Consider the following 12,599-nt stretch of genomic DNA (forward strand, 5'->3'; position numbering starts at 1 on the left):
GAATACCATATGAATAACCCAGTCGTACTAGATCCGAAAACAGAATTAAATGAGCAAACAGCACAAGATGTTCGCTTGCAACTTAGACAAGATGCGGATGTACAACGTATTTATAATGCGGTAGATATTAAAGATCAATTAGAATTAATTGAACTTGGAAAAGAACCTTCTATGGAAATTTCACGTTTTGCTGATCAAATTTTACATACAATGTCATTATCAAAGATAGAAGATTCTGGTGAATTATTAAAACAGCTTGGTAAAATTATGGACAGATTTGATAGCAAAGACTTTGCGGAAGAGAAAAGTGGTTTCTTCTCACGTATGTTCAAAAAAGCGGATAAAATGATTGAACAAATCTTTAGCAAGTATCAAACGATGGGCCGTGAAATTGATAAAGTGTATGTGGAAATTACGAAGTACCAAGATGAGATGAAAAAATCAATTGGTACGTTAGATGGCTTGTATGAGCAAAACTTAAAATATTATTTAGACTTAGAGAAGTACGTAGTAGCAGGAGAAATGTTATTAGAGCGTTTAAATACAGAGTTAGTTCCGATGTATGAAGAGCGTGTGCGTAATAATGATCAATTAGCAGGTATTGAATTAGAGTCGCTTAAAAACTCGGTTGAAATTTTAGAGCAACGTATTGATGATTTAGAAAAAGCGCGTATGGTTGCGCTACTTACAGCACCACAAATTCGTATGATTCAACGTGGTAATAATAAATTAATTGGTAAAATTAATACAGCATTTATTACAACGATTCCTATCTTTAAAAATGGTATCATTCAAGCGGTAAATGCGAAGCGTCAAAAGCTTGTTGCAGATTCTATGGCTGAACTGGATCGCCGTACAAATGAATTACTTAAGAAAAATGCACAGAATATCGCAACGCAAAGTGTAGAAGTAGCGAGATTATCAGGTTCTTCTAGTATTAAGATGGAAACACTTGAGGAAACTTGGAACATTATTTCAAGAGGTATGCAAGAAACACAACAAATTGAAGAACAAAACAAACGTGAGCGTGAAGAAAGCCGCAAACGTATGGCTACATTAACAGAGAATATCAAAAAAGAATTACAAGGATAAAGTGAAACTTTAATCAGTGGGGTTTTGTTCATCCCCACCGATTATTAGCCTTCACCAATTGGACATTTATGGGCAGTTAATCTACCACCTAACTTCTTTGCTCAAACTGAATTTTGAGGTGGGAGTTTTACTGCACGGAAAATAGTAGGGTAAATGAAAAGGCAATGAGGACTATTCCTCATTGCCTTTTAGTTTCTCTTCACTAATTTAATAATCTCATTCACAATAAGTGGAATGATACTTAATAAGAGAACAAATCCCCAATCTCGCATCGTTAATGCATGTACACCGAATATATTTGCAAGGGGCGGGATGGAAATGATACAAACTTGCATAAGAACACCGATAAGAAGGGAGAAGACTAAATATTTATTTGTAAAGATCCCAATGGAAAAAATTGATTTCGTTCTTGAACGCAAGTTAAATGAATGAACGAGCTGAGAAAAACTAAGAACGACAAATGCCATCGTTTGAGCGTGTAATAGAGCATCCTCATCAATTTGCTCTGGGAAAAGAGGGAATAAATGTGTATCTCCAGTATAGAACTTTGCTCCGGCGATAAAGGCTATTAGCGTCAAAAGCCCAATGACAATCCCATTGAAAATAAGGAAAGGAACGCTACCACTAAATAAGCTTTCTTTCGCATGTCGTGGTTTTTCCTTCATCACATCAGGATCTTCAGGATCAACCCCAAGTGATAATGCAGGCAGGGTATCTGTAATTAAATTTACCCACAAAATGTGAATAGGTCGTAGTGGTGTTGCCCAGCCGAGTAAAATGGCTAAAAATAAAGTGATAATTTCTCCGAAGTTACAAGAGAGTAGGAAGAGAATTGATTTTTTTATGTTACGATAAATATTTCTACCTTCTTCAACGGCTTTCACAATAGATGAGAAATTATCATCTGTTAACACGACATCTGCTGCCCCTTTTGCAACGTCTGTTCCTGTAATGCCCATCGCTACGCCAACATCAGCTTGCTTTAAAGATGGTGCATCATTGACACCATCACCAGTCATAGAAACGATATTTCCTTTCGCGCGTAATGCCTTTACAATTTTCACTTTATGCTCTGGAGAGACTCTAGCGAATACATTTAAATGATTAATTTTGCTAGCTAGTTCTGTATCAGAAATGTTATCTAATTCAGTTCCAATCATAATTTCCGATATTTCTTCAGCAATGCCAAGTTCTTTGGCAATTGCAAAGGCGGTATCTTTATGGTCACCGGTAATCATAACTGTGCGAATACCGGCTTTTTTACATTCTTTAATTGAATCTTTCACTTCAGTTCGTGGTGGATCAATCATACCGACAAGACCAATAAAGATAAGATTTTCTTCAAGATGATTTATATCCATATCGTTTGAATTGTATTGTTTAAATGCGAATGAAAGTACTCTTAAAGCTTCTTGAGACATTGCTCCGGCAGCTTCTAATATTTGATTTTTATCAGAATCAGTTAAAATCTCGATTTTGCCGTTTTTAAAAATATGGGTACATCGAGGTAAGAGCTTATCGATAGCGCCTTTCGTCATGCTATAGTAGCTTTCATCGTATGTATGCACGGTTGACATCATTTTACGATCTGAATCGAAAGGTACTTCGTTAACACGTTCATGTATTTTTTCTAAATAATCTTTTTGCATGTTAAAAGTGGTTCCAGCAACGAGAAGTGCAATTTCAGTCGGGTCTCCCGTTTGTGATTCGTTATTATAAGACGCATCATTACATAGCACCATATTTTCTAACAATAGACGTTGCGCATTATTATTTACATTTAAACTTTCTAAGCGATCGTATGTGTTATCACTATAAAAGTGAGTAACGGTCATTTTATTTTGCGTTAACGTACCTGTTTTATCTGAACAAATAATTGTGACAGAACCGAGGGCTTCAACAGCTGGTAGTTTCCGAATGATAACGTTTTGTTTAATCATACGTTGCACACCAATTGCAAGAACGATGGAAACGATAGCTGGCAAGCCTTCTGGAATAGCTGCAACGGCTAAACTAATAGCAGTCATAAACATTTCTAACGTATCCCGGCCTTGTAAAAAACCGATGAGGAACATAATGATACAAATAGCTACAGCGACAAAGCCTAAATATTTTCCGACTTGTGCTAAGCTTTTTTGAAGTGGTGTCATATCATCGTCTGCTTCATGTAAAAGGGTAGCAATCTTACCAATTTGTGAGTTCATTCCAGTTTCAACAGCAACACCGACGCCTCTTCCGTATGTTACAAGAGTAGACATAAAGGCCATGTTTTTTTGATCGCCGAGTGGTACTTGTTCATCACTTTGCATGGAAGGGTGGTAGATTGCATCTTTATCAACAGGGACAGATTCACCAGTTAGAGCAGATTCTTCAACTTTTAAATTTGCGGTTTCAATAAGGCGTAAATCGCATGGGATATATCGTCCGGCGTCGAGCATAACGATATCACCTGGAACGACGTGCTCAGATGGAATTTCTTTTAGTTCACCATGTCTCTTGACGATGGCTTTAGGTGTTGCCATCTTTTTTAGTGCCTCTAAAGCTTGTTCTGCTTTAGATTCTTGGACAACACCGATAACAGCATTTAAAACTACAACAAGCGCGATAATACTGGCATCCGCCCATTCACCTACAAAGGCAGAAATAAGGGCAGCAATAATAAGGACATATACGAGGACGTCATTAATTTGGGCGAAAATACGCTGCCATAAAGTGCGTTTTTGTTTTGTAGCTAATTCATTAGAACCGTATTGCTTTAAACGTTCACTTACAATTTCATCTGTTAAACCGTGTTGTTCGTTTGTTTCTAGGTCAATTAATGTTTGATCTTTCGTCTTACTGTACCAATTGCTCATAAGTAAGCACCTCCAGTAAAAACAGTTAGCAATGGTAGTGTTGCTATTATTTGTGAGTAGTATGTATGGAGAAAAAATCTAAGATGAGGTTCTACTTCTATTGTACAATATTTTACAGTTGGTTGAGGGAAAGAGATGAGTTGTCATGAATTTGTTGGAAATAAAAAAGAGCCTCATATAAGAGAGGCTTTTTTACTTTTTAATTAATGTACCTAATTCTTCTGTAATAGCTTGCATTTCACTAATGCTGAATGTTTCACGTTTCATAACATGATTATAAATGTCACGTAAATCTTCGTACATTTCTTCGTTAAAACTAGCAGCTCTCATCGCTCCAGCATTAACCATACGTAATTTTTCTTTAATAGCTTCGACCATATATTCAACGTTTTCTTCTGACTTTACGGATAAATCCACCGAAGTGTCCCCCTTTAAAATAACATAAGGCTATCTTAACATTTTTTATCATTTTCGTTAATGAATCTTTTCAATCCCATTAAATTAGTAGGGATTTCCTTTATATTTAATAATTGGTTGTTTATACTATAAGTATATATTAAGAAATGCACCAAGAAGGGAAGAAACAAAAGTATGGTTCAAGTATTGTTTGTTTGTCTTGGGAACATTTGCCGTTCTCCGATGGCAGAAGCGATTTTTCGAAATCTTGTCGTAAAAGAGGGACTTGAAGAGAAAATTGTCATTGATTCTGCAGGAACTGGAGATTGGCATGTTGGCCATCCGCCACATAAAGGAACACAAAAAATTTTAAAAGAAAATGCAGTCACTTTTGAAGGAATTAAAGCAAGGCAAGTAGAAAAAGAAGACTTAACAAAGTTTGATTATATTATTGCCATGGACAACAAGAATATAGCAGATTTAAAAAGTTTAGGTAAAACTGGAGGCTATATTGGTAGGCTGTCCGACTTTGTTCCAGACGGTGGCTGGACAGACGTTCCTGACCCTTACTATACAGGGAATTTCCAAGAAGTATATGACCTTGTAACAGAAGGGTGTGCAAAGCTATTAGCTTTCATTCGAAATGAACAAGGAATATGAGGAAGCTTAGAAAGAAATACTTTCTAACATAAGAAATGAAAGGGTGAAGGAATATGGCAAAGAAAAATAATATTGCTCGAAACATTGCGATTGGTGTAGCGGCAGGTGTAGTTGTATCCATGTTAAAGAAAGAAAACCGTGAAAAAGTAAAAAATACAGCAGAAAAAGCAAAAACAAAGATGATTGAAATTGGTGAAAATGCAAAGATCAAAGAAAAAGTGCAAACTGTTACAGATAAAGGACGCGAACTTGCTGATTTCAATGTGGTAAAAGCGAAAGTAGCAGAAATTAAAAAATTAACGCCATCTGTTGTAGAGACGTTAAAAGAAACGAAAGAAATTTTTAGTAAGAAAAAAGTTGAGCCAGAAGAAAAGCCAGAAACGATTGAAATTCAAGCTGTATCTCCAAAGGTAGATGAGCTGAAAGCAGAAGAAGAGCCAGTAGTTGCTGAAGATGGTGGTATGAAAGAAGCGCGTGAATTATTTATGAAAGACTCAAATGCAGTGGAAAAAAAAACTGAAGCGTACATTGAGTTAAAGCAAGATAAAGAAGAGAAGAAAAGCGTTTAAACATATATGAGAAAAATTTTAGAAAAGGTGAGAAGAAATCGTACTTATTCGTTTGGTAAAGATTTATATGACCGGACGATGCGCGATGATGTAGCGGGCTTGGCAGCACAGCTCGCTTATTTCTTCTTGCTTGCAATTTTTCCTGGGCTCGTTTTCTTAATTACGCTTCTTGGATTTATTCCCATTCAAACAGAGGATGTGCTTAGTTTATTAGAGGTTTATGTACCAGATGATGCAATGAACTTAATTGAGGTAAATGTAGATAAAGTTGTAAACCAGCAAAATGGTGGTTTATTATCATTTGGTTTATTATCCATGTTATGGTTTGCCTCAAATGGTGTTAATGCGGTTATGAATGCTTTTAACCGCGCTTATGACGTGAAGGAAACACGTTCTTTTATTACAACAAGAGCGTTATCAATTGTGTTTACATTAGCTATTATTTTTATGATTGTCTTTGCGTTAATTGTTCCGGTATTCGGACAAGTTATTGGAGCAGCAGTGTTTAAAGCACTCGGTTTATCAGATAGTTTTTCTTTCGTGTGGAGCATTACACGATTAGTAGCGAGTTTCTTCGTGCTATTTGCTTTGTTTAGTTTCTTATATACATTTGCCCCAGATCGAAAGTTAAAAAGAAGAGAAGTTATTTCAGGGGCGTTATTTGCTACTGTAGGATGGATTGTGGTATCGTACTCATTTGCTTATTATGTAGATAAGTTTGCGAATTACGCCAATACATATGGTGGTCTCGGTGGTATCATTATTTTAATGTTATGGTTTTACTTAACTGGATGGGTAATTTTACTTGGCGGTGAAATTAATGGTTTACTCCACCATTATAGAACCGGTGACAATAATTCCCGTAATGAATAATGAGCTCTTGTTCCATAATAAAAAGGAACAGGGGGGATATTTCATGAGTAATAATAAAAAGAACCATAATAATAAAAGTAATAATAAACAAAAGAGCAGTTCGCATCCAAAGCATAAAACGAGTAGCAGTGCGAACGGTCATAATAGCTATCATTAAAAAAAACGGGTCCTCTATGAGGGACCCGTTTTATTTGCTGCCTTTTAATAATCGTAAGCCATTCAAAATGACAAGAATCGTACTTCCTTCATGGCCAATAACACCGAATGGAAGAGCTAAAAATTGCAAGAAGTTTGAACAAATTAGCATGGCAATAACGGCTAGCGAAAAGATTACGTTTTGCTTCACAATACGGTTCATTCGTTTTGATAAACGAATTGCTTGGGAAAGACGAGATAGTTCGTTCTTCATCAGTACAACATCCGCAGTTTCTAAAGCTACATCTGTTCCTTCTCCCATTGCGACACCAATGCTAGCAGTAGCTAGTGCAGGTGCATCATTTATACCGTCTCCGACCATTGCTACTGTACCGTATTTTTCTTTTAACTTTTTAATCGTTTCAACTTTTGTTTCTGGTAAACATGATGCGTAATATTCCTTTATATTACTTTCAGAGGCAATTGCTTTTGCCGTTTCTTCATTATCTCCAGTAATCATAATTGCTTCGACACCAATGCTTTGTAATTCACGAATAGCAGCTATTGTTTCTTGGCGAAGCGTATCTTTTAAAGCGATAAGTCCAAGAATGCCTCCCTCATCACTAATATAAACGACAGTTTTACCTTCCTTTTCAAGTGAGGCAGAAATACCATTATGAAATGTTTTTGTTTCTTCACCGATAAAATCAGCTTTACCTATTTTATAAGCGTTGTTTTCGAATATTCCTTTTAGCCCAAAACCAGTTACATCTTCAACCTTTTCAGGTTTTTTTAATGTAATGTCGTACGCATGTTGTGCATATTTAACAATAGATGCAGCCAAAGGATGTGTAGAGTGACTTTCAATGGATGCTGTAATAGAAAGTACTTCTTTTTCTGTCATATTTTCTCGAACATATACATCTGTTACGGTAGGTTTTCCTTCTGTTAATGTTCCTGTTTTATCAAAGGCGATTGCTTTTACTGAAGCGAGGCGTTCTAAATGTATGCCACCTTTAAAGAGAATTCCATTTCTTGCTCCGTTAGAAATTGCAGATAACGTTGCTGGTGTAATGGCAGCAACGAGTGCACAAGGAGATGCGACTACAAGTAAGATCATAGCGCGATAAAACGTTTCATTCCAGCTCCAGTCAAGTAAGAAATGAGGAACGAACATCATAAGCGCAACAACGAGTAGTACACCTTTTACGTATGTTCCTTCAAACTTTTCGATGAATAGTTGTGATGGTGATTTTTCACTTTGTGCACTTTGGACGAGACGGATAATTTTTTGGAATAATGTTTGATCGCTTGGCTTCGTAATTTTAACTTCGATAGCACCACGTAAATTTACAGTACCTGCAAATACTTCATCGCCATGTCTTTTCTCATTTGGAATAGGTTCTCCCGTGATTGCTGCTTCATCAATATTTGTTTCACCGTTATGAATCGTACCGTCAGCGGGAACACATTCACCTGGTTTAATTAAAATAATGTCGTTAATTTGTAACTCTCCAACAGGAACACGTTCCTCCGTTCCGTTGGAAATGCGTAATGCTTCTTCGGGTTGTAAGTCAAGAAGAGCGGAAATTTCTTTTTGGCTCTTACTTAATGTATAAGATTCCATAGCACCGCTGAGCGCAAAGATAAAGATTAAGATAGCCCCTTCTGCCCAGTAGCCAATAATTGCAGCACCAATAGCTGCAAAGAGCATTAGCATTTCAACATTTAGCTCTTTTTCTTCAATCGTATCTTCAATGCCTTCTTTCGCTTTTGCATATCCACCAACTATATAAGCAAGGATATAGCAAGTAATACCTACATTCATTACATCGTTCTTTGTGAATAACCAGCCAACTAAAATAAAAATACCAGATGCTACTGCAAATACAAGTTCATAATGTTTTTTTAATGTGTCCCATAAAGAGGGATGAGAAATTGTTTCTTTTGACTGTAACGTTTTTACTTCTGAGTTCATTACTACCCGCTCCTTCCGCATTCTTATTGAGAAAAATAATCAAAATCGAAACCCCTATAAAACGACGAAAGCTGCCATCCATAATGGATAGCAGCATTTCTGTTGAATCTGTTTTTAATAGTTCTTATGTTGTAATTATTCTATAGTATATCATATGTTTTTATGAGATGGTACGGTTTTGTTTCAAGTATAAACGGAAAACTTGTGTTTTCGCAACTCCTCTGGTATATATGAATATTGTTCATAAAAAGATCGGAAAGGAAGACAACAAGTGAAGACAGAGAAAATTTTTACCCATCCGATTGGCGTATTTATTGCTGCAATAGTAGCAACTTTTTTATGGGGAAGCGCATTTCCTTTTATTAAATTAAGTTATGTTGAACTTGGAATTCAACCACAAGAAGTTGGAGAGCAAATATTATTTGCCGGTTATCGTTTCTTTTTATCTGGAGTCATGCTCTTATTATTCTTTAAAGTGTTAGGAAAAGATATGAGCTTCAAAAAAGGAACAGGGAAACAGTTAATACAAATTGGTTTATTCCAAACGTTTCTTCAATATATCTGTTTTTACATTGGAATGAGTTATAGTTCAGGAATTGAAGGAGCTATCATTTCAGGAACATCATCATTCTTTCAAATTTTACTCGCCCATTTTTTATATAAAGATGATGCTCTCAATATGCGAAAATTAATTGGGGTATCTATTGGTTTTTGTGGCGTCATTTTAGTAAATGTGCCGAGTGATGGTAGCTTATCATTTCATTTTGGGATCGGAAGCTTATTACTTCTTAGTGCAGCAATGCTGTATTCATATGGAAACATATTAGCAAAAGAAGGTAGTAAAACATTAGATATTGGTTATATGACAGCATACCAAATGATTTTTGGTTCTACAGGATTATTATGTATAGGGGCTTTACAAGTTGGAGTCATGCCATTTACATTTAGTCTACATGCACTACTTATGCTAATTTATTTATCTTTCTTATCTGCAGCTGGTTTTTGCATTTGGAATACAATTATGAAGTATAACAAGGTTGGAAAAGTATCTATGTATATGTTCTTTATACCCGTATTTGGTGTGTTATTATCGAGCATGATTTTAGGTGAAGCAATTCATTCATTTGTGCTACTCGGTTTAGCATGTGTAGCCGCGGGAATCATTGTGGTAAATAGGACACCAGCTAAGCAAAAAATGGAGCAAGAAAAACAAGTAGCATAGAGAGCAGAAAAGCGATTACAATGGAAGAACAGTACTGTTCTTCTTTTTTTATAGAAAAAGGATAATAGACTAAGTGTAACGAAAAAAGATACAAAAAGCATTTATTGAGGAGAAAATATTATGAATCTACTTTACGTGGTGTTAATTGGGCAAATATTTCTTTTTTTTATTGGTGCAATTTATGCAATGGGGCAGACAAAAAGAACGAAAGATAATATGCCGTTACCTTTAGCAATTCGTCTTATTCTTAGTTTTTCTTTAACAGGTAGTGCAATTTGCATATGGTTACAAGATCCATCTGTAGAGTATAGTACGTGGGTTGCACTTGGTATGACTTTATCAACTGTGGGAGATTTGTTTATGGCTGGGCTGATTCCAATTGGTCATCGATTAATTGGAGGGATGGTTACTTTCGCTGTTGCTCATTGTTTTTATGTAAAAGCATTTTTGCAAACAGGAATTTCATGGAATGGTTTTTGGATTGGCTTACTCGTATATGGGCTCTTTCTAATTGTAGGATGGTTCTTCTTTATCCGAAATGATAAACAGGATAAGTTGTTTACGATAGGAGCTCTAATTTACGGATTGTGGGTTGGAGGAATGGCTTGCTTTGCATTCGCCTTATATTATGAAAATACAGGGATATGGTGGATACCAGCGTTTGGTGGCTTACTGTTTGTAATTTCTGATTTCATTATTGGCGTGACAGATATCGGAGGGCGTAAATTGAAGTATGAGCCACTTTGGATTTGGTTTACATATGTAGCTGCTCAAATGTGTATTATATATGTGGGATTATAAAAAGATACTCTCAAAATAGTGGATTGGTCATCTCCCTGTCAAGTAGACAGAAATAAAAAGAGTATTATGCCACGGCCTTTTCCCGATATTCTATCGGGGAAAGGCCGTGAAGTTTTTCTTGGAATCTTTCTGTATTATAAAACTGAATATATTCTTGAATTGCTCGGTAGGCCATTTCATATGTTTTTGGGCACACTAAATACAACTTCTCTGTTTTTAAATGTGAGAAGAATGATTCGATACACGCATTATCAAAACAGTTTCCACGTCTAGAATGACTACCGACAAATCCTAATTTCTCTAACTGTTTTGCGTAGGATTTAGATGTATATTGAAACCCTTGATCTGAATGGAAAAGGGGCTTAGTAGTTAATGACTTCCCTTCTAATTGACGTAATGTAGTTAAAACCAAATCTAAATCATTTCTTGAAGATAGCTTCCAGGCAACAATTTCATTGTTGTATAAATCTAACACAGCTGACAAATAGGCAAATTGTTCTCCGATTCGTACATAAGTAATATCTGTTACGAATTTTTGATTTTGCTTTTCAGCTTGAAACTCTCGATTCAAATGATTTTTAAATACCACAGATGTTTTTCTTTCATAAAACGGACGTTTTTTTCGAATGATAGATTGAATACCCAGCTCTCTCATAAGACGACGAACACGTTTATGATTCATTACCATTCCTTCTCGAGCCAAAGCACGAGTCATACGTTTATACCCATAGTAAGGGTGCTGACGATGAATAGATAAAATATGTTCTTTATGCCACATATCCCTTTTCTGACGTAAACGCTGCACGTTATGATATTTCCGCCATTTATAGTAGCCAGCCTTAGAAACTTCCGCGATTTGAAGCAACCATCGGAGTGGATAGGCTTGGCGTAATGAATCGATAAGAGAAAATCGTTCTTTCTTTAGGACCATTCCTTCCCGTGTAGATTTGGATTGCGCTTTTTTAAATACTCAACCTGTGCCTTCAAATAAGCATTTTCTTCTTCTAGACTATTAAAATTCTTTCGATTCCAGACACCACGTTGATCATCAAAGGACTCCCCTTGTTGCGCACGTTTTACCCACTCAATAATCTGGGCATCGCTCTTCACACCGAGTTGTTCACGAATTTCTCGCAATGATTTTCTCTCTTCTAATCGAAGACGAACTGCTTCTCGCTTTAGTTCTTCTGTATATTTTTGAAATGATTGTCCTTTTCTTGCCATAAAAAAATCCCCTCCAGATAAAACAGTATTGAGTCCATCATATCAGATGGACTCTTTTTTTACTGTCTACCTATAGGGGATAATACCAGATAGACTATTTTGAGAGTATCTTTTTTGCTTGTTAATTTGATCAGTATTTTTATTTTAAAATTTCTAATATTTTAATTTTATAATTCAGAATTTTGTAGAAAATCATCAGTCGTATTATTTATAATAAAAGTAAAAAGATGATGAGTTGGTGAAATGATGCAAAAGAAAAAACGTTGGCGTGAATTCTTTGGAACTATTGCAATTGCATGTTTATTGGTGTTTTTGGCGAAATTTTTTGTGTTTTTTCCGACGACTGTAAAAGGAGCATCTATGAGGCCAACGTTGCAAGATGGAGATAAGGTGATTGTTAATAAGTTAGCAAAACAATTTGAAAGCTATGGGAGAGAAGATATTATTGTTGTGAAAACAGATAATTTTTATGTCAAAAGAGTGATTGGATTGCCTGGAGATATAATTGAGATGAGAAATGATCAATTATATGTAAATTCTGAAGTGAAAGATGAAGAGTATTTGGATAGTAATAAAAAACAAGCAGAAAAAAAACTTATGAATTTAACAGAGGACTTTGGACCGATTACAGTTCCTAAAAATAAGATTTTTGTTATGGGAGATAATCGCTTAATAAGTAAAGATAGTAGAAATGGTTTAGGTTTTATTGATAGAGAAGATGTGTTAGGAAAGTTAGCAGGCATTTATTATCCGTTTGAACATATGAAAATAATAAAGTAAAAAAAACCAAGCAA

General features: G+C 35.6%; 11 protein-coding genes. 7 read left to right on the forward strand and 4 right to left on the reverse strand.

Annotated features, from left to right (window positions below):
* Positions 1-9: 9 nt before the first annotated feature.
* Positions 10-1,092: a toxic anion resistance protein gene (locus AC22L0_RS24135; RefSeq protein WP_001064409.1), complete on the forward strand. Its 1,083-nt coding sequence runs from the start codon at positions 10-12 to the stop codon at positions 1,090-1,092.
* A 188-nt stretch (positions 1,093-1,280) separates the two neighbouring features.
* Here the strand turns inward: AC22L0_RS24135 and AC22L0_RS24140 are convergent, their stop codons facing one another.
* Entirely contained in the window at positions 1,281-3,947 is a 2,667-nt protein-coding gene (locus AC22L0_RS24140) for a cation-translocating P-type ATPase (RefSeq protein WP_139894279.1), read from the reverse strand.
* 192 nt (positions 3,948-4,139) lie between these two features.
* Positions 4,140-4,364: a DUF1128 domain-containing protein gene (locus AC22L0_RS24145; RefSeq protein WP_000366199.1), complete on the reverse strand. Its 225-nt coding sequence runs from the start codon at positions 4,362-4,364 to the stop codon at positions 4,140-4,142.
* 174 nt (positions 4,365-4,538) lie between these two features.
* Between AC22L0_RS24145 and AC22L0_RS24150 the strand changes: the two genes are divergently transcribed.
* The 3 genes from AC22L0_RS24150 to AC22L0_RS24160 are packed head-to-tail and all read left to right on the forward strand — an operon-like array spanning position 4,539 to position 6,445.
* Complete coding sequence (locus AC22L0_RS24150) at positions 4,539-5,003, forward strand: low molecular weight protein-tyrosine-phosphatase (RefSeq protein WP_000250916.1); 465 nt, start codon at positions 4,539-4,541, stop codon at positions 5,001-5,003.
* Positions 5,004-5,056: 53 nt separating this feature from the next.
* Positions 5,057-5,572, forward strand: coding sequence for a DUF4075 domain-containing protein (locus tag AC22L0_RS24155; RefSeq protein WP_487272458.1), 516 nt, complete (start codon positions 5,057-5,059; stop codon positions 5,570-5,572).
* Positions 5,573-5,578: 6 nt separating this feature from the next.
* Positions 5,579-6,445, forward strand: a complete 867-nt coding sequence (locus AC22L0_RS24160) for a YihY/virulence factor BrkB family protein (protein ID WP_001226536.1) — start codon at positions 5,579-5,581, stop codon at positions 6,443-6,445.
* Positions 6,446-6,632: 187 nt separating this feature from the next.
* On the opposite strand, the gene AC22L0_RS24165 is transcribed toward AC22L0_RS24160, so the two are convergent.
* Positions 6,633-8,558: a heavy metal translocating P-type ATPase gene (locus AC22L0_RS24165; protein WP_087966460.1), complete on the reverse strand. Its 1,926-nt coding sequence runs from the start codon at positions 8,556-8,558 to the stop codon at positions 6,633-6,635.
* A 271-nt stretch (positions 8,559-8,829) separates the two neighbouring features.
* Here AC22L0_RS24165 and AC22L0_RS24170 point away from each other — a divergent pair, with 271 nt between their 5' ends.
* Positions 8,830-9,780: a DMT family transporter gene (locus tag AC22L0_RS24170; protein ID WP_000845729.1), complete on the forward strand. Its 951-nt coding sequence runs from the start codon at positions 8,830-8,832 to the stop codon at positions 9,778-9,780.
* A gap of 120 nt (positions 9,781-9,900) precedes the next feature.
* Positions 9,901-10,581 carry a lysoplasmalogenase gene (locus AC22L0_RS24175; RefSeq protein ID WP_001051073.1) on the forward strand — a complete coding sequence of 227 codons (681 nt, stop codon included), beginning with the start codon at positions 9,901-9,903 and terminating at the stop codon, positions 10,579-10,581.
* Positions 10,582-10,645: 64 nt separating this feature from the next.
* Here AC22L0_RS24175 and AC22L0_RS24180 read toward each other — a convergent pair.
* Positions 10,646-11,805, reverse strand: a protein-coding gene (locus AC22L0_RS24180; RefSeq protein WP_087966457.1) for an IS3-like element ISBth8 family transposase whose coding sequence is annotated in 2 segments (ribosomal slippage) — positions 10,646-11,547 and positions 11,547-11,805 — 1,161 coding nt in all. Because the reading frame shifts where the segments join, the coding sequence is not laid out codon by codon here.
* A gap of 243 nt (positions 11,806-12,048) precedes the next feature.
* On the opposite strand from AC22L0_RS24180, the gene lepB reads away from it, so the two are divergent.
* The gene (lepB, locus tag AC22L0_RS24185; RefSeq protein WP_000983302.1) at positions 12,049-12,585 is read left to right on the forward strand and encodes a signal peptidase I; all 537 of its coding nucleotides are present in this window, start codon (positions 12,049-12,051) and stop codon (positions 12,583-12,585) included.
* Positions 12,586-12,599: the final 14 nt, after the last annotated feature.

This window comes from Bacillus sp. LQ01 (genome assembly GCF_057624735.1).